At 52.5% G+C, this 18812-nt stretch carries 12 protein-coding genes and 1 pseudogene; 10 read left to right on the forward strand and 3 right to left on the reverse strand.

The features are described 5' to 3' along the window. Positions 1-60: 60 nt before the first annotated feature. Positions 61-732: a YiaD family glycine zipper/OmpA-like lipoprotein gene (locus A7E78_RS14465; RefSeq protein WP_072284922.1), complete on the forward strand. Its 672-nt coding sequence runs from the start codon at positions 61-63 to the stop codon at positions 730-732. Between the two features lie 353 nt (positions 733-1085). Beyond that, positions 1086-3619, forward strand: a pseudogene (gene acnB / locus A7E78_RS14470) (bifunctional aconitate hydratase 2/2-methylisocitrate dehydratase). 51 nt (positions 3620-3670) lie between these two features. On the opposite strand, the gene A7E78_RS14880 reads toward acnB, so the two are convergent. Continuing rightward, a protein-coding gene (locus A7E78_RS14880) for an IS3 family transposase (RefSeq protein ID WP_418361389.1) occupies positions 3671-4905 on the reverse strand; the annotation gives its coding sequence in 2 pieces (ribosomal slippage) (positions 3671-4534 and positions 4537-4905; 1233 coding nt in all). A gap of 507 nt (positions 4906-5412) precedes the next feature. Further along, complete coding sequence (locus tag A7E78_RS14485; protein WP_072284923.1) at positions 5413-5958, reverse strand: HD domain-containing protein; 546 nt, start codon at positions 5956-5958, stop codon at positions 5413-5415. Positions 5959-6133: 175 nt separating this feature from the next. Between A7E78_RS14485 and A7E78_RS14490 the strand changes: the two genes are divergently transcribed. Beyond that, complete coding sequence (locus A7E78_RS14490; protein ID WP_072284924.1) at positions 6134-7360, forward strand: ornithine cyclodeaminase, nickel-pincer nucleotide-dependent; 1227 nt, start codon at positions 6134-6136, stop codon at positions 7358-7360. Between the two features lie 32 nt (positions 7361-7392). Here the strand turns inward: A7E78_RS14490 and A7E78_RS14495 are convergent, their stop codons facing one another. Then, positions 7393-8607 carry an MFS transporter gene (locus tag A7E78_RS14495; protein ID WP_083553164.1) on the reverse strand — a complete coding sequence of 405 codons (1215 nt, stop codon included), beginning with the start codon at positions 8605-8607 and terminating at the stop codon, positions 7393-7395. 221 nt (positions 8608-8828) lie between these two features. Here A7E78_RS14495 and A7E78_RS14500 point away from each other — a divergent pair, with 221 nt between their 5' ends. The 7 genes from A7E78_RS14500 to A7E78_RS14530 all read left to right on the forward strand — a co-directional run bounded on the left by A7E78_RS14500 (position 8829) and on the right by A7E78_RS14530 (position 18811). Further along, on the forward strand, positions 8829-10349 hold the full coding sequence (locus tag A7E78_RS14500; RefSeq protein ID WP_072284925.1) for a sensor histidine kinase: 1521 nt from the start codon (positions 8829-8831) through the stop codon (positions 10347-10349). Then, positions 10339-11694 (forward strand): sigma-54-dependent transcriptional regulator, encoded by a 1356-nt coding sequence (locus A7E78_RS14505; RefSeq protein WP_072284926.1) that lies wholly within the window; start codon positions 10339-10341, stop codon positions 11692-11694. The genes A7E78_RS14500 and A7E78_RS14505 overlap by 11 nt, the downstream gene beginning before the upstream one ends. A gap of 345 nt (positions 11695-12039) precedes the next feature. Then, positions 12040-12477 (forward strand): pilus assembly FimT family protein, encoded by a 438-nt coding sequence (locus A7E78_RS14510; RefSeq protein ID WP_072284927.1) that lies wholly within the window; start codon positions 12040-12042, stop codon positions 12475-12477. A 16-nt stretch (positions 12478-12493) separates the two neighbouring features. Next, positions 12494-13354: a prepilin-type N-terminal cleavage/methylation domain-containing protein gene (locus tag A7E78_RS14515; RefSeq protein ID WP_072284928.1), complete on the forward strand. Its 861-nt coding sequence runs from the start codon at positions 12494-12496 to the stop codon at positions 13352-13354. Next, positions 13351-13845 carry a type IV pilus modification PilV family protein gene (locus A7E78_RS14520; protein ID WP_072284929.1) on the forward strand — a complete coding sequence of 165 codons (495 nt, stop codon included), beginning with the start codon at positions 13351-13353 and terminating at the stop codon, positions 13843-13845. The genes A7E78_RS14515 and A7E78_RS14520 overlap by 4 nt, the downstream gene beginning before the upstream one ends. After that, a complete protein-coding gene (locus A7E78_RS14525; protein ID WP_072284930.1) occupies positions 13842-14450 on the forward strand; it encodes a pilus assembly PilX N-terminal domain-containing protein in 609 nt (202 codons plus the stop codon). The genes A7E78_RS14520 and A7E78_RS14525 overlap by 4 nt, the downstream gene beginning before the upstream one ends. Before the next feature lie 11 nt (positions 14451-14461). Beyond that, the gene (locus A7E78_RS14530; RefSeq protein ID WP_072284931.1) at positions 14462-18811 is read left to right on the forward strand and encodes a hypothetical protein; all 4350 of its coding nucleotides are present in this window, start codon (positions 14462-14464) and stop codon (positions 18809-18811) included. Position 18812: the final 1 nt, after the last annotated feature.

Consider the following 18812-nt stretch of genomic DNA (forward strand, 5'->3'; position numbering starts at 1 on the left):
AAGGTACCGATTACCTGAAACACTTTGTTTTTCCTTGCGACGATGAAAAGGAGAGTTTTTATGAAACGCATTTTGATCTGTATATCTATTGCCTGTCTTATTTTGGCCGGTTGCAGCCAGCCCATGACCCGTACCCAGAAAGGGACCGCTATTGGTGCCGGTGCCGGTGCGGTGGTCGGCGCAGGTCTCGGCCAGTTGATTGGCGGCGACACGGAAGGGACCCTGATCGGTGCCGGTATCGGTGCTGCCTTGGGTGGCACCGCCGGTGGTTTCTTCGCCAATTATATGGAGAAGCAGGAAATTGCCATGAATCAGGCTCTGGCCGGTGTCGAAGGCGCCAGTGTTCAGCGTGATATGGAAGTTTTGGCGGTTACTTTCAAGTCGGATGTGCTGTTCGATGTGAACTCCTACGCTTTGAAGCCGGGCGGTTACGACGAGCTGCAACGGGTTTCTCAGGTACTGAACAACTATCCCCAGACCAACATTCAGGTCGCCGGTCATACCGACAGTACCGGTAGTGAAGCCTATAACCAAAAGCTTTCCGAGCAACGGGCAATGGCCGTCAAGAATATGCTGGCCGGATACGGGGTATCGGCTATGCGCCTGACCACGATTGGTTTCGGCGAGACCAAGCCCATAGCCAGTAACGTCACCGAAAGCGGTCGGCAGTTGAACCGCCGGGTGGCGATCACCATTACTCCCCGTCAGCAACAGCAACAGTATCAGAATTAAATAGGCTTCTTAGCCACGGTATAGCAGGTTTGCTTTGAAACGCCCGTTCCTTAGTCAGGAACGGGCTTTTTTACTGCCAGTTTGAGCCGGTGTGCTTGACCTATTGGTCGGAAGGTATTTTAATGTCTATATGTATTGAGAGGTGAATCTTCGGTCCACCCACCCTCAGGGAAGATTTTTACCACAGAGACCACAGAGTAAGACAAGGCCTTCGATTGAAGTAGGTGCTCCCGGGTTTCTTCGTGTGTTCTGTGGTGAATGTTTGTTTTTTGGACTTGTCCGACAAAATGCTGTTCTGTCAGCTGCCGGGTGTTTAAGCTTTCTTTACGACCCTGGAGATAAGGATGTTTATTATGCTGGATGCCTACCTGCAACATCAATCCGAACGAAACCGACAGGGTATTCCGCCGTTGCCGCTGAATGCGGAACAGGTGACCGGTTTATGCGAACTGCTCTGCGAACCTCCAGCAGGGCGGGAAGAGCTCTTGTTGGCCCTGCTGACGGACCGGGTACCACCGGGGGTGGACGAGGCCGCTCAAGTCAAGGCGGATTTTCTCGGGCGAATACTACGGCAAGAAATCAGTTCGCCTCTACTCGATGCCGAGGGAGCCATTGACCTGCTTGCCGCCATGATGGGAGGCTACAATATCCCTCCCCTGGTAGCCGCTCTTGATGATCCTGAGTTGGGTGTTAGAGCCGCTGCAGCACTTTCCGGACTGATTCTGGTTTACGATGCTTTTGATCAGGTGTTGGCCAAAACTGAGACGAACCCTCTGGCTCGGCAGGTTGTCGAATCCTGGGCCGCGGCTGACTGGTTTGTACGCCGCTTGCCTCTGCCCCAGCAGTTACGGGTCAAGATCTTCAAGGTTGAAGGGGAAATCAATACCGACGATTTTTCGCCGGCCAGCGATGCCTGGAGTCGGCCCGATATCCCCCTGCATGCTCTGGCGATGGGTCGCAGTCGTTTTGCCGGCGGCATCGAAACGATCGCTAGCTGGCGTGCTGCAGGCCATCAAGTGGCCTTTGCCGGCGATGTGGTCGGTACCGGCTCTTCCCGCAAATCCGCCTGCAACAGCCTGCTCTGGCACATTGGCGAGGATATTCCCGGCGTGCCCAACAAGCGAAGGGGCGGCGTGGTCCTTGGTGGCGTCATTGCACCGATTTTCTTTAATACTGCACAAGATTCGGGGCTTTGCCGCTGGAGCTGGACATCAGCGCCCTTCGGCATGGCGCCGAAGTGGTCATCGACACGCTTGCCGGTGAAATTCGCGACGAAACCGGCAACGTATTGACGACCTTTTCGTTGCGGCCCGATACACTGGCTGATGAATACCGGGCGGGCGGTCGCATCCCGCTGATTATCGGCCGGGCTTTGACCGAACGGGCTTGCCGGGCGTTGAAATTGGAATCATGCACGTTGTTTGCCGAGGCACAGAATCCACAACCGAAGGCTGGGCAGGGTTACAGTCTGGCGCAAAAACTGGTGGGCAAGGCCTGCGGTCTGCCGGGGGTATTGCCCGGTACGGCCTGTGAGCCGCGTATGACCACCGTCGGTTCTCAGGATACCACCGGTCCCATGACCGCCGACGAGCTTAAGGAGCTGGCCTGCCTCAAGTTTCAGGCGCCTTTATTCATGCAGTCCTTTTGCCATACCGCGGCCTATCCCAAACCGTCCGATGTGCTTATGCACCGTAAACTGCCCGACTTTATCAGTGAACGGGGAGGCGTGGCGCTGCGTCCCGGCGACGGGGTCATTCACTGCTGGTTGAACCGTCTGTTGCTGCCCGACACCGTCGGCACCGGAGGCGATTCCCACACCCGCTTCCCCTTGGGCATCTCCTTTCCGGCCGGTTCCGGTTTGGTGGCCTTTGCCGGGGCCTTGGGTTTTATGCCCCTGGATATGCCCGAGTCTGTTTTGGTGCGGTTCAAGGGGACCTTGAAGCCGGGCATCACCCTGCGTGATTTGGTCAACGCCATTCCCTATGCCGCTATTCAGCAGGGACTGCTGACCGTGCCGAAAAAGAACAAGAAAAATATTTTCAACGGCCGCATTCTGGAGATGGAGGGACTGCCTGACCTCAGTGTCGAACAGGCTTTTGAGCTGACCTGCGCCGCGGCCGAACGGAGTGCCGCCGCCACCTGTATCGATCTCTCCGAAGCCAGTGTGGCCACCTTTCTACGTTCCAATATCGCCCTGATGCGGCGCATGATCTCTGATGGTTATCAGGATGCAGCAACTTTGCAGGCACGTATCGACGCTGCCGAGAACTGGCTGCAAAAGCCGCAACTTCTGCGGGCCGATGGCCATGCCGAGTATGCCGCGGTGATTGAAATCGATCTGGATCAAATCGATGAACCCCTGGTTTGCTGCCCCAACGACCCCGACGACGTTAAACCCCTGTCGGCTGTAGCCGAACAAGCGATCGACGATGTCTTCATCGGTTCCTGCATGTCCAATATCGGTCAGTTTCGCGCCGCTGCTGCCCTTTGGCGGGGGCAGGAATATACCGGTGCAGTGCGTACCTGGCTTTGCCCTCCGACACGCATGGATCAGCGGCAACTTAAAGAAGAGGGGCTGTTTACTTTGTTTAGCGCCATCGGTGGACGGATCGAACCCGCCGGTTGTTCTTTATGCATGGGTAACCAGGCCCGGGTACCCGATAAGGTTCAGGTTTTTTCCACCTCCACCCGCAACTTCGATAATCGCCTGGGCGATGGTGCCCAGGTCTATCTCGGTTCGGCAGAGCTGGCTGCCATGGTCAGCATGCTCGGCCGCATGCCGAGCGTCGAGGAGTATTTTAAGCTTTTTGCAGAAAAGGTTGCGCCCGTTGCCGACGAGGTATATCGCGGGTTGCAGTTTGATGAAATGGAGGGCTACCAGTCTTAGCCGGCAAACAGTAGCAGTTCTGTCACGTCCTAAAATAGATTGACGGTTTTTTCAAGCCACCTCCCTTGCGGAGGTGGCTTTCTTATGTACTTCTTCTGGTGTTTTCATGTCTAAGCTGAGGTGTGGCCTCAGACGATTGTAGGTATCGACGGATTCCCGCACCAAACCCTTCAACTCACTCAAAGTCCGGCACTTGGTGATCAGAAACTCCTGCTTCAAAATACCATTTACCCTCTCGGCCAAAGCGTTCTGATAACAATCATAGCCATCTGTCATTGACGGCGTCATACCATGACGCTTTAGCTCTTGCTGGTAGATCGCTGAACAATATTGTAGACCTCGGTCTGAATGGTGTATTAACGCTCGGCTTGTCTGTCGTTGCTTAGCTGCCCGACGTAAAGCTTTTACGACCCTGTCAGCACGCATATTGTCACTGACTTCATAACCCATGATTTTGCGGCTATAGGCATCTGTGACCAATGATAGATAGTGAACACCTTCATCCGTTTCAACGTAGGTAATATCGCTCACAAAGGCTTGTTCGGCACAGCTGATCTCTTGACTGCCTAAACGATTCGGGTATTTCTTCATCCAATGTTTGCTGTGCGTCGTTTTTGTGTAGCGCTTGATCGGTGTCACCAGCAGTTGATGCGCTCTCAAATAGTCAAAAAAAGCGTCACGCCCCAACTTTATTCCCTGCTCAACAAACATGGGTTTCAACAAAAAATACAGTTTGCGCGTACCAAGCCGCGGCATAAACCGTCTGACCTCCATCACCATTGACTTGACGGGTGCCAACTCTATGCTGCGCTGCTCACTGCGTTTTTCTCTTTGATAAACGGCTTGCCGGGTGATGCCAAGGAGCTTACAAGCGCGGCTTAGACTCAGCCCTTTTTGTTTTTGAAGGCGTCTCGCTCCTTGGCAATATACTTTTTTCGCAGTCCCGTTCCGTGCTCTGCATCCAGGATATCCACCACTTCATTCAACAACAGATTGCGAAGACGTTCATCCTCAAGTTCGCGCTCGAGTCGCTTGATTTTCTGTGCGGGACTTTCTTTGGCTTTGGGAGATTTGGGCATGGTCATCCTCACAGGTTGGGTCCAATCCAGCCTTCCGTGTTTTCGCAACCATTTTAACACTGTCGAGCGGCCCTGGATGCCATAAATCTTCTGAGCCTGCTTGTAGGTCATGTCGCCTTTTTCTACGGCAGCAACCACCTGCAATTTAAAGCCCATGGTGTAATCACGTTGAGTACGTCTCTTCCGCTTACTTTCTGCTGTGTCCATAAATAAGCCTCCTAGCTGTAAACTTATTTCAGGACGGGACATTCAGTCAAAAAAGGCCGTCTCCCAAATCGGGAGACGGCCTTTTGGTTTGCGCCTAAAGTCTTTCTTTTAGTAGTTGCGTTTTGAGTGACCAGGCAAACGGTTATGAGAAGCCTTTAAACCCCAACCCCATATCTCACGCAAAGCCGCAAAGCCGCCAAGAGAATCAAAACCTGATTTTCAGGGTTTGCTTTGCGCCTTTGCGTCTTGAGAGAGCGAAGCGAACGGGCGTGAGGCCGCTTTTCAGGGTTTGCAAACGCTAGCCGAATTCAATCGCCAAACCGATCGTGCCATTGGTTGCAAATCGTTACCGCTCTAACCCCCAACCCTATATCTTACGCAAAGCCGCAAAGCCGCCAAGAGAATCAAAACCTGATTTTCAGGGTTTGCTTTGCGCTTTTGCGTCTTGAGAGAGCGAAGCGAACAGGCGTGAGTTCGCTTTTCAGAAGTTCTAAATTCAATCCGGATTCAACCGCCGAATCGTTCGTGCCATTTGTCGAAAATCACTACCTTGTCCTCACCGTGGCGGGCCAGGGAATTACGGACTTTATCAACGCTGCGCTCGAAGCCGAGTTTGGCCGGGTTTTTGGAAAAAAACAGGTCCGCGTAGGCGACGATCCGCTCCTCCAGGCTTAGGGGCAGCATATCCCGTACCGGCAAAGGTAGTTTCTGACGCACAATCTCTTCAGCGCTTAAACCGACACCGATGTGTCGCTCGCATACCAGTGCATGGCGTGGCAGGCCTTCGGCGTCGAGGAGTTCCCGTCCCTTGATGCCATGGCAGAGATAGGGCAGTGTTCCCTTGCATCCGAGCAGGGGGGCGGCGGTGAAAAGAATGCCGATGTCGTGCAACAGGGCCGCTTCGCGGACGAAATCCGTATCAACGGCGGTTTTCGGCATTCGGTTGGCGATGATAACCGCTTTTTCGGCGACTTGCTCGCTGTGTTGCAACAAAATGCGATGGGTGGTGCTTCCCGGTGGATAATGTTTTTCTATCAGTGCAATGGGGTTCACAGGAATAAAGCATTTCCGTTTTAGTAGGGTGTGAAGTTTATGGTCTCTTTTTTTTATAATATATTTCAGCCGGTTAAGGCCAGCTAAAATATGTTCAGATGTTGGATAGGTATGGTGACCTGTTGCAGATGTTCTATACTCTGAACAAGGGTTTACATCTTTGAAGGGGGCGATTATGGAGCAGCAAGTTGTTTTGCGAGGCCATTTGATCGATGACCAGATTTTGTCCCGGGTGCTGGACGCTATCGGTAGCCTCGGGGCTGAACACGAGATTGAAAAGCTCTCGGTCGGTCGTACCCGCCAGGATTGCAGCGAGGTGTTGTTGAGAATAACCGCACCGACCAGTGAAGTTTTGGCTGAAGTGCTGGAACGTATCGCTGTTTTAGGGGCTGAGCCTGTTGAGTTTCTTCCTGCCCGGTTACAACCCGCTCCCGGCGACGGTGTTTTGCCGAAGCATTTTTATGCTACCACCAATTTGCCGACGAAAGTTCTGGTTGCCGGACACTGGCTGTCTGTGACCGAAGAAGAGATGGATCTGGCCCTGGTGGTTTCTCCTGAACTGGATCGGGTCAGGGCGCTACCCATGACTGCGGTAAAGGCGGGCGATCAGGTCGTGGTTGGCGAACAAGGAGTGCGGGTCAGTTATCCTCCCCGGGTATCGGGGGAGCACAGTTTTCGCTTTATGAGCAGCAGTGTTTCGGCCGAAAAGCCCAAGAGTCCTTTGCTTCAGCAGGTCGTTGCCGCGGTTCGTCGCATCAAGCAGGCGAATAAAAAGGTTTTGTTGGTCGGAGGCCCAGCCATCGTTCATACCGGAGCCGGACCGCTCCTCGAGGAACTGATTCGCCAGGGGTGGGTCGACGTTCTGTTTGCCGGTAACGCCCTGGCGGCCCACGATATTGAGCAGGCGCTGTTCGGTACCTCTCTGGGAGTGCCGGTGTGCGGTGACCGGCCAAGCCGATCGGGCCATGCTCATCATCTATGGGCTATCAATTCCATTCGAGAGGCCGGATCCATTAAGGGGGCTGTTACCTCCGGTGTCCTCAATCGGGGCATCATGCACGCCTGTGTTACCCATCAAATCCCCTTTGTACTGGCCGGTTCCATTCGGGACGACGGGCCGCTGCCGGAGGTCGTCACCGATGTGCTGGTGGCTCAAGAGGCGATGCGCCAACAATTATCCGGGGTCGGTCTGGCTTTTATGATCGGCACCACATTGCACGCTATTGCTACCGGCAACCTGCTGCCTGCCCGGGTCTTTACCGTCTGTGTTGACATCAATCCGGGAGTGGTGACGAAGCTGCACGACCGTGGCAGTCGTCAGTCTCTGGGCATCGTTATGGATGCTGCTTCCTTTCTCGAACAGTTGGCTCGAGGGTTGGAAGTTGAAATCAGTAACGAGTGATGAGTGATGGGGCTTGAATCTGAAATCAGCCACTAACCACCGTCCACGTTCGTGGAGGTGTTCGGCAGAGTATTCAAAAACAACCACGCCCCAGGTAGCAGCGCTACGGCGAACAGTACCGCCATTACGCCAAAGGTAGGACGCAAACCGAGGTGGTCGGCGGCTAGTCCCACCAGGGGGCCTGTCGCAACGAACAGAATGCGAAAGGCCAGGCTGTGCAAAGACAGGATGCTGGCGCGGTTGCTGCGGCTACTGGCTTTTTGCAGGTGGTTGCGCATGATGGGGCCCTGCAGGCCGCGCATGGCTGTGAGCAGGTAATAGAAAAGGAAGCTCCACACTCCGGCAGTCAGTCCCAATCCCGCATAACCGGTGATAATCAGGACGATGAACAAGGCAATACTGCCGCGGTGCCCCCAGGCGAAATGCAAACGTTGGCTGATCAGCGAACAGAGGGCGATGGTCAGGTTGGCCCCCGCCCACACCGGTCCGAACCAGGCGAGGGGTACTCCGGTCTGTTGCATGTAGGGTTGAATCAGCCATACGGTATAGAAAGAGGCGATGCCGAGCACGGTGCCGAACAGGATCGTGGCCCGGACGTGACGGCTCTCCAGAAAGGCGTAGCGGCAGGTGTGCAGCGCTTCCATCAAGTGAGAATGGATGGCCGGTTCGGCTTCTGTCTCCGGTTCGATCAGAGTCAGGCAGAGTCCAAGCCCGAGTATCCATAGGCCGATCTGTCCAACAAAGGGCAGCAGGGGCCAGGCCGCATACATGACCCCCGCAAACAGGGCTCCGGCGGCCTCGCCCGTCTGGGCGCAACCGGTCATGCGCCCGTCGAAACGGGCATACTGTTCTTCCCTTCCCTGGGCACGCAATGTCTCAAAGAGCAGGGCACTGTCTGAACCGCTGATGAAAGCCCAGGCCCCACCGAGAATAATTTCAGCAAGCAGCACTCCGGCAAAAGAATCGGCTAGGGTGTAGAGGCTCCAGCCGCCGATGGCTAGCATGCAGGCCAGAGTCAGCGCAGTGCGGTAGCCCAAACGATCGCTGAGGTAGCCAGACGGATACTCAAAAAGGATACTGGCTATCGAAAAGATCGCCTGCAGCAGCAGAATATCGGTCAGACTGAGGCCGATCTGATCCTTCCAGAACAGAGTGATGATCGCCATCGGAAACAGAGTCATCTTGAGGAAAGAAAAAGCGTAGAGCTTGGGTATATTGTGTTGTAGTGGCATGGTACCGGTATTCATGGAATCACTTTCTCGCCCTTCAGGTCGAAAGCCGTTGATGAACAGCTTGGAAAACTGTCGTCAGAATAGCAATTCCGCCATGCATTTGCTACTCGTCTTAACAATCCCTTTCTGAGCTTCTCTTCATTCTATTGTTGCGCCGGTTTGGCTGTGCTATTGTTCGGCAATAACTGATTTGCTGCTTGAGTTAGGATGACGTTCGTCTGTCGGGGAGGTCGTGGGTGGCCAAACAGGTCGGTCTTCGCACTGAAATCATTTTTCATATCACCCTGTTGTTAGGGGCGGCGCTGCTGTTCGGTGGGTTCTTGATGCTTAAGCTGACCGAGCGGGAGCTGCTGAATCAGCGGCTTGATAACCTGAAGGCGACTTTGGAGGTCGTGGCTCTTTCCCTTGGTGAAACCTTGGCTGGTGAAGATGTCGAGCGTAATCAGGAGATGCGTGTTGCCCGTCTATGGCCTCTGTTGCCTGATGCCACCGCTTTGGGAGTTTGGCGGCTTAAAGGCAAAATTTTAGAGCCACTTTTTCTCAGTTCATCAAAGGAATCTTTGCTGAGCGACGGTCCCCAGTTGCAGGCCTTACGTTTTAGGGCTGAACCTCAAGACCACCTTGTCTATACTGGTGTCTGGTTACCTTGGGGAGGAACACCAACTTGCTATTTCAGTTCGACTCTCCCGCTTCGCCAACGGGGCAAACTCGCCGGTGTCTTGCAGGCCCGTTTCTCTCTGGATGAAGTAGCCGTCCGGGTCCGCTCCTCTCTGAAGATTTTGCTCGTATATGTTGTTATTTACGGTGCAGTCCTGTTTTTGTTTGGTCTCTATCTGCTCAACCGAAATGTGGTGCGCCCCATTGGTTTACTCTTGGATACGACTCGACGGGTAGCTGAAGGGAACCTTGATGACCAGGTGAGCGAAGAGGGACCTTTGGAAATCGCTTCTTTGGCCAGTTCATTTAATACCATGGTCTCGGCTTTACGGGAAAGCCGCCAGAATAGCGAAGACCATATTTACTCTTTACAACGGGCCAACGCAGAGCTGAAAGAGACCCGTAGTGAATTATTGCGCTCGGAAAAAATGGCTTCGGTCGGTCATCTAGCTGCAGGCATGGCCCATGAAGTCGGGAACCCTTTGGCGGCGGTAGTCGGATATCTGGCGTTGCTGAAAATAGAACTTCCGGCTGGTCGCCAACGGGAGATAGCCGAACACGCTGCGGTGGAGGTTGAGCGTATCGACCGCCTGGTTCGCGAACTGCTCGATTATGCCAAGCCGGGAGAAGAAAAAACCGAGAATTTCGACCCATTGACGGTTTTACGAGAAGCTTTATCGCTCCTCGATCATCAGGGACTTTTTGCCAATGTTGAAATTGTCGAATCGCTACCGCAACAGTTGCCTCAAGTGACCATGATTCGCCATCGTCTCCTGCAGGTCTTCGTCAATTTGCTGGTTAATGCCCGGGATGCTCTATTCGAGAAGGGTGAAATTTACCTGGCTGGTGGAGAGGCCGAGGATTCGGTTTGGATTCGTTTCGCCGACAATGGAAGCGGTATTGCCCCGCAGCATCTGCCCCACATCTTTGATCCCTTCTTCACTACAAAAGCGCCTGGAAAAGGACGAGGTTTGGGCTTAGCAGTTTGTTACCGTGTGCTGCAAGAGGCCGGAGGGGAGATTGAAGTGCAATCTGAACTCGAGCGTGGCAGCGCCTTTACCGTGCGTATGAAAAAGGAGGAAGACGAGCATGGGGACTAAGAAGAAAAAAGTCCTGGTCGTCGATGACGAAACCAGTGTGCGACACATGTTGCGCCTGGTCCTTGAAGGCGCAGGCTATGAGATGTGCGAAGCCGGCAGCGGAACGGAAGCTCTTCAGTTTTTGCAAGATAATTCCTTTGACATTATCTTGAGTGATATTCGCATGCCGGAACTGGATGGGCTCGGGCTGTTGCAGCAAATCAAAGAGCTGGGTGTCGATAGCATGGTGATCATGATGAGCGCATATGGTTCTGTCGATACGGCCGTGGAATGTCTTAAACATGGCGCCTACGATTATATTTCCAAACCCTTCAAGCCCGACGAGGTGATTCTTACCTTGCGCAAAGCCGAAGAGAGGATTCGTCTGCAGCGAGAGAACGTGAGGTTGCGGCAGCAACTCTCCCAAAAAAACGAGAGTCATAAGATTGTTTGTCGCAGTAAGGTCATGGACCGCTTGCTCACCTTGGTGACACGGGTTGCCGAAACAAATAGCCCGGTGCTTATTACCGGGGAAACCGGTACGGGGAAGGAATTGATAGCGCGGGCTCTGCACCAGCAGAGCGCCCGTGCTAAAAAACCTTTTATTGCTGTTAATTGCGGCGCCATCGCTCCATCACTGGTCGAAAGTGAGCTGTTTGGTCACGCCCGGGGTGCTTTTACGGGAGCGGTGCAACAGAAGGCCGGGCTTTTCGAGGAGGCTTCCGGCGGCACCTTGTTTCTTGATGAGATCGGTGAACTGCCGATGGATTTGCAACCCAAGTTGCTGCGAGTTCTTCAGGAAGGAGAGGTGCGCCGCGTCGGTGAGAATCGATCACGCAAGGTCGATGTGCGGGTGCTGGCTGCCACGGCCCGTGACCTGCGGAAGTTGGTGGCAAATGGTAAGTGGCGCGACGATCTATTTTTCCGTCTTGCCGTTGTGGAGATGCATATTCCACCACTGCGCGAGAGGCGGGAAGATATTGTACTGCTGGCGAAACATTTTGCCAGTGGCGTAGCGGCCAGAGAAGGTCGTCCAACCCCGGAAATCACACCGGGGGTTGCCGATACTTTGAAAAACTATTCCTGGCCCGGAAATGTTCGTGAGCTAGCCAACTTTATGGAAAAAACCATGATCTTCTGCCGAAACGATGTGCTTGATCTTGAGACTTTGCCCGGGGAAATGCGCCGCCGGGATCGTGATGCGACACATAAATACTCCCTTAAAGAAGCGGCCCTGCGTCTGGAAAAGGAATATATCCGCAAAGCTTTGGCGGCGACTGATGGCAATCGAACGCAGGCCGCAAAACTGTTGGAAATCAGTTTGCGCAAGCTGCTTTATAAAATAAAAGAGTACGAAATCGAATAGCCGTAACACGGGCTTCTGTAATGTAGCTAACACGCTAATCATCGATGCCGCTCCTGTTTTCCTGTATGCAAATCTCACCTTATCCCTTCGTTGTTTATGGTTCCTTTTGCTTTTTGAAAAACCAGAAGGCCCTCATTTAATCAACTGTATAGGTGGCTGGGTGTGCAAAAAGTGCACCCCTGGTATGTATCTTTTGCATTGTTTTGATGTGGGTTTAGATAAATATGGAAGAAAATTGCTATTTGTCGGGGCTTATGTCTTTGGCTTAATATTTGCATATAAAATTTCATAGTCAGGCATAATGCTTGACAAGGTTCGTCAATTTTTCGATTGAGGAGTTTAGATGTGAAGCGATTCAGTAACGAAGGATTCACTTTGATCGAAACCTTAGTGGTGGTAGTTATCCTTGCTATCGGCTTGGCTATAGCGATCCCCACTTTTATGGAGATGGGGCGAAGCAATGCCGTAAAGGCCGAAGCTCGTTCGCTCAAAAACCTGCTGGCGCGAACCCGGATGGATGCAGTGGAGGGCAATCAATCCCTTACCGCCACAATCAACGTGGCTACTAGCAGCTGTACTGTAACCGATACGGCTACCGGCACCGTTGTTTCTACTACCAATTTCGATGGGGTGCAGCTGATTCCCGCTCCGAACCCTTTGTCGATTGTTTGGAATTCCAGAGGAATGGTTGGCAATTTTTCGAGCATTAACCTGGTCGGCGCTGAAGCGACTTACCAAGTGTTTGTCAGTGCTGCAGGCAATGTCCGTATTGCCAAACAGTGAGAAGGAGAGATCTGTCGTGAAATCAAAAGCGGGCTTTACCCTGATTGAGGTGCTCATCGCCATGGTGGTGTCCATGATTATTATGGGGGGCGCTTATTCGGTGTTTATGTCGCAACAGAAAAATACCGTCGCGCAAACCGATATCAGCGATATTCAACAAAATCTGCGGGCGGCGATGGATTTTATGGCGCGGGATATTCGTATGGCTGGGTATGCCGGGACGGCAAACGGCAGTCTGGGGGATTTCGGTTTTGTTGAGGTGGGTTTCAGCGACTTTTCCGGCAATCCAAGCTCGGGGGCCATGGATCAGGGGTTTCTGCAATTTTCCTGGGACATGGACGACAGCAACTCCCGGATTGCTGGGGATGGAGAAACCGTTACTTATTCCCTCTCCAACAATACTTTGGTCGCTCCCGGCTCTATCGCTTTGATGCGGCAGCGAGACAGCGAGCTTGTTCGACAGCCGTTGGCCGGTTTTATCATTGCTTTGGGTTTGGCTTTTGCTTACGACGCCGACCAGGACGGCGAACTCGACCAGGATGCCGCAGGCAACGTGATCTGGGCGGTTGATACGCGCAACGACGGCGTCTGGGACAACTTGGACACCAACGGCGACGGGCAGATCAGTGCCGCCGATCTCGGTGGCGCAGCAGCTACCGGTCAAATCGCTGGAACCGCAACAGGGGTACCCCTCCGGCCGCAGGATATTCGCGCGGTGCGTATCTGGCTCCTCGGGCGTTCGGCGTCGCCGGATAATAGCTATACCGATAGTAATATATATACTGTCGGCCCCAATGTCATTCAGCCGAATAACAATTTTCGCCATCGATTGCTGGAAAGAACCGTGCTTTGCCGCAATATGGGGTTAAATCTATGACTACAGTGAAAAACAATAATCAGAAGGGCTTTTCCCTGCTGGAAGCACTCATCGCCATGGTGCTTTTGAGCATCGGTTTGCTGGGTGCAGGGTTGATGCAGATCGGCAGTATAAAGGCTAATACCAATGCCGAAAATCGCACTTTTGGTGTCGGCTTGGCGCAATCGGTAATGAACGACCTTCGCTGTCAACCTCTGGATTTTGTTCTTACGCCTGACGATCTTTTGGATGATGAGGATGGCGACGGGGCGGGCGGTTTAAATGATGGCATGGCCCTTGCCGGTGCCAATCCGATTCCGGCCAATGCCGATCAATCTCTGGGGCAGATTACCGCCTCCGATGGCAGGAATTACACGATATTCTGGAACGTTGCCGATAATGTGCCGGTAAATGGGGCCAAAACCCTTAGGCTCTTCGTCTATTGGAACGACCAAAGATTTGGCGTGAACAAGGTTATCATGACCACTGTGTTGGGAGGCTTTTATCTATGAACAAACCAATTACAGCCAAAGGTGTTTTGGTTATCCTGGCTGATCAGCAAGGCTTTGCTCTAATTACCGCCGTGATGATGCTGTTCGTCGCCATGGTTCTGGGCCTGATGGTAGTGGATTCCGCGGATATGGAGATTTTGCTTTCCGGTGGACAACAGCGCTACGAGGAGAGCCTTAATATCACCGAAGGGGGATCGGGCAGTGAGGCCGCTGCTATTGGCACGGGCAATCCTATTAATTGGGCCGGACCCAGTCGCTCTTATGCCGTGGTGAATCCATCGATACAGAATCAAATTCTTTCACCCGCCACCTCCAGCGACGCCCTGTTCGACCCCGGCGGCGACATGACACTGCCGGGGACAGCCTATACTGTCACCGCTGCCACCACTCCCGAACTGTGGCCCACGGAAAATCTGCTGAATTCCACCGCTGCTGCCGATGATCGTTTTGATTATCAATACCGAGGTACTTACCTGCGCGATGATGCTCCCCCAAAGGGGTACGACGTGACCAAATTCAGCGGTTATCTTTTTCAAATCGAAGCCCAACGAAATACGCTGGTTGAGATGGGCGGCAGCAAAGTCGGCCCGAAAATGAGCCTGTAAAGGAGACCCTTATGTCCAGATACCAGTTGAGAAAAGCTCTACTCGCCTCAGTGGCTTGCCTGTCTCTGTTATTGCCGGCCAATATCACCCGGGCTGTTGACACCGATATCTACCAGGCCAATGTTAAGCAGAATGCTTATATTCTTCTCGACAACTCAAGCAGCATGGATTTCGGGGTGTACGAGAGCAATATCGATTATGCGGCAATGTTTGAATATTTGTATGCCATGGGTGATGTAGACGATACCATTGCAGGGGCCTATTTTCATAACAACCACAACGACCGAACTAAGGTTTATTTGTTGAAGGGTAATATAGGGGTGTCAATTATTAACATCGATGGTGAAGACCGTGCTTTTACCGGCGATGCGGCAGACCCCGACTACCTTTGGTATGTCAATGACCTGGTAGACCTTCATGTATACATCGATTCCAGCGGAAATTTGACGACCGAATCTGGGCAGACTGCTCGACTGAGCGTTGACGGTGACGGAAATATCCTTCTTGATGGTGTCGCCCTGCCCCTTGGTCAAAATCGGAAGCTTCATGACTACAAGACCCTGTATGACGGATCGGTGGTGGACGAAGGGGTAGGCGGATTGCTTAACGCGCCCGGCTATTATTTCAGCGGTTTGGAAGCTGTTGGCTCCGATGCAGGCGATCACGATAAGGCCGAAGATGGTGATACAGAGGTTTATTTCTTTATTACCGGTAACTGGATCAACATGCAGCAAATGTATAACCTGCATTACATAGCCAACCCGCCCGGTGACCCTGCCCTGGGCGATCCGGCTTGGAAGCATGAGTTGTTTCCGATATCAGCCAGTGACTGGAGTGTTACCAATAATGTGGTCGATTACCCGGAAGGAACCGGCAATTATACCAATAAGTTAAGCGAAGCCGACACGGTGAGGACCATCACCCATCCGGGGGCCGCTCAGATCCAGGTTCACTTCAGTATGTTTGATGTGGAAGGAGACAGTAACTCCAGTAAATTTAGTAATGATTATGTGGCCCTCTATGACGGAGAGGGCACGTTGGTCGCCCAGTACGACAACGACAACAATCCGCAGGGGGATTGGTCGCCCACGGTTACTGGGGATACGGTCCGCATCGCTTTAAAGAGTGATAAGGGTGTGGTTAAAACAGGTTATACCATTGATCAGTATCGCACCACCTATTCCGCTGATTCCTATTTGATGCAGAACCGCCTGGATGTGGCGAAAGATGCCTTGCTTTATGTCATCGACGAATTTCGCGGTAAAATCAACTGGGGTTTTGCTACCTTTGCCTATAATGGCACCACGGCAAACGGTGCTACGATTAACTCTGCACTTAACCCCAACGACACGGACGATGCCAACCGCGCCGCTATCGCGATGCATGTGGAAAATGCTAAACCCATGTACGGTACGCCTTTGGGAGAGGCACTGCAGGATGTGTTTGAGGACGGATATTACGGCAAAAGGAATGCGCTGGATAATCTTAACTGTCGAAAAAATTATGTTATTGCGGTATCCGACGGTTTCCCGTCAGGGGACGAGGATTGGAGCCGAATTTCAGGAAAAACTTTTACGGATGAGGACGGGGACGGGTTTACTGCCGATCCTTACCAATATGCCAACCCGCCTGCCAATTATTATGACGATGTGGCCCACTGGATGTATACCCATAGCTGGCATGACAAAACCGAGGTGACTGACCCCGTGACTTCCTACGAAAATGTCATTTCTCATCAGATTGCCTTTGGTGCCAATCATCCCCTAATGCAGGATGCGGCTGAAGAAGCGGGTGGGGAATATATTACCGCTTACAATAAAACTCAGTTGGTAAACGCTTTTTATTCTTTGGGGTTAATGATTTCCGAAGCGATTTCGTTTACCGCACCGGTTGTGTCGGTGGATGCCGCCAACAAAGTACAGAACGGTGACGATCTTTATATGGGGCAGTTTCTGCCGATGGACGCGGCCTATTGGCCGGGAAATCTGAAAAAATTTGTTTTAGGCGACGGCAGCACTGAACGGCCCGACCACTGGATGATTTACGATGCCGGTAACAACGAGGCAATCGACAGCGACGGGCTTTTTCTGGATAATACCAGCACCTTCTGGGGAGATGACAACGATGTGACCGACTCGGACAATTTCGGCGCTCCGGATATCCATGAAGATGGCGCTGGAGAAGTTCTGACTGAACGGGTTTTAAAGGACTTTATCACCAATAATTATTATGAACGCAATATCAAGACATTTTTGAATGGTAATCTGGTTAGTTTTGACCAGACGGAGGTTACACCAGGGGCTTTGGGCCTGGCTGCGACGGATACGGCAACACGGGATAAAGTAGTCAATTGGGTTTATGGCTACACCTTCGATGCCGATGCGACTACTGGTGATCCTGTCGCACCAAGGGACTGGGCTTTGGGGGCGATTGTTCACTCGAGGCCAACAGTTGTTGATTATTATAATGCCAGTGATTTTTCTCAGGTGGACAAACGTTATATCGTTGCCGGATCTGATGACGGCATGCTGCATGTGTTCAATGATGCCGATGGTTCCGAGGTACTGGCTTTCTTGCCATCGGATGTTTTACCAAAGTTAAAGAATTTTGAAACGGCTCTGCATCAACCCCTCGTTGACGGCACCATCAAGCTGTATAGAGAAGACGGCGATCCAAAATATCTGATTTTTGGGTTGCGTCGCGGCGGGGCAAGTTTCTGGGCTTTGGATGTGAGCGATAGCAATGCGGCCAACTGGAAGGTCGCCTGGTCCTTTTCCGACAGCGAGATGGTCGAGAGTTGGTCCGATGTGGAGATAGCCAAAATCCGTACTGGCGCCAATACCTTTACCAGCGTTGCCATTTTCAGCGGTGGTTATGATCCTGTGGAAGACTCTTTTCCGGAACCTTTTGAAGATCTGGACAATAACGGTACTCCTTATACGGCTGCCGGTAATCTCGATAGCAAGGAATGGAAATCAAGTGATGCGGACCAGGATGTCTATGACAATGATGCGTATGATCGGCAAAATCCGGTTGGTGACGGCCATGGGCGTGCCATCTATGTGGTCGACGTCAGCACCGGTGTAGAGCTTTTCTCGGTCAAACATGGAGCCAGCAATCTTCCCGCGACTCTCGGGGATGCTTCGCAGGATGTTGCTCAAACCCGGACCGATTTCATTTATTGTTTCCCGGCAACACCTTCCGTCGTGTCTTTGAGTAAACTCTATTCCTACACCAGTGGTATAGGTTCGGTTACCTCTCGCATGAGCAACGTGCTAGAGGCCATCTATGCGCCCGATATCTACGGCAATTTGTTCCGTATTACATATGATTACAATGACGGAACCCCCCTCTGGCAAGTTAGACATTTGTTCAGTGCCAATCCTGCCAGCACCAGTACCAGCGGTACCTTGGGTGGCGGTTCAAACAGCACCGATACGGGGCGCAAAGTCTTTTACGGTCCGGCGGTTTCCTGGCTGGGAGCGGGGCGGTTTTTGGATCCTTCGAATTATTCCTACCCTGGAACTACTTTCGATGGTACCGGTTCGATTGCCAGCCTCTATTTCGGCACTGGTGATCGGGAACACCCCACCTATCAGATGGTGCAGGATCGGGTTTATGCCATCTATGATGACCTGCCGGTTACGGCCAGTAATTCAGTAAAAGTGACTTCCGCACCCTACAGCGAGGACGACTTGCTCAATCTGACTTGCGACGAACTGGGAGTGAATACGACCCAAGTAGGGATGACGGCGGCAGAAACCGGTCTTTACAAATCGGGTCTTAATACCCTGTTGACCGACGACGTGCTTAACAGCACCTACTATGACCCAATGGAACTCGCCGGCAACGGTGAAAATGACGCCAAAGGCTGGTACATCGTTTTGGAAAAGCAGGGTTTGAGTCCCGATTGCGATCACTGTGATTATGAAGCGACTGTCGCTAGCAACGAAGGTGAGCGGGACTATCATGTGGGAGAAAAGATTCTCAGTAAATTGGCCTTATATGCTGGCAATCTTTACTTCACCAGCTATCAGCCCGCTTATGACGATCCCTGTAATCCCCAGGGCAATGCCTTTAACTACGCTCTCAACTATCTGGATGGAAGCGCTGCCCTTAATCTCAATAAAGCGAACGATGCAACCATCGGAGACAATCCTTTGAAGAAGGATGTCACCGACCGGTATGGTAAGCATTCCGGCGTGAAAGGGCTGCCGTCAGGCTTCGAGATCGTTACCCGTGGGGGTGAGGCCGGTGCTCTGTCAAGTATTGGCGGGTCGATCAAAGGTGGTGGCGAGGATGGATTTGAAATCCCGGGGCCTGTCAGTGGGATTAACCTCTATTACTGGATTGAACGTTAAG

The sequence above is a fragment of the Syntrophotalea acetylenivorans genome (genome assembly GCF_001887775.1).
GTDB classification, from domain to species: domain Bacteria; phylum Desulfobacterota; class Desulfuromonadia; order Desulfuromonadales; family Syntrophotaleaceae; genus Syntrophotalea_A; species Syntrophotalea_A acetylenivorans.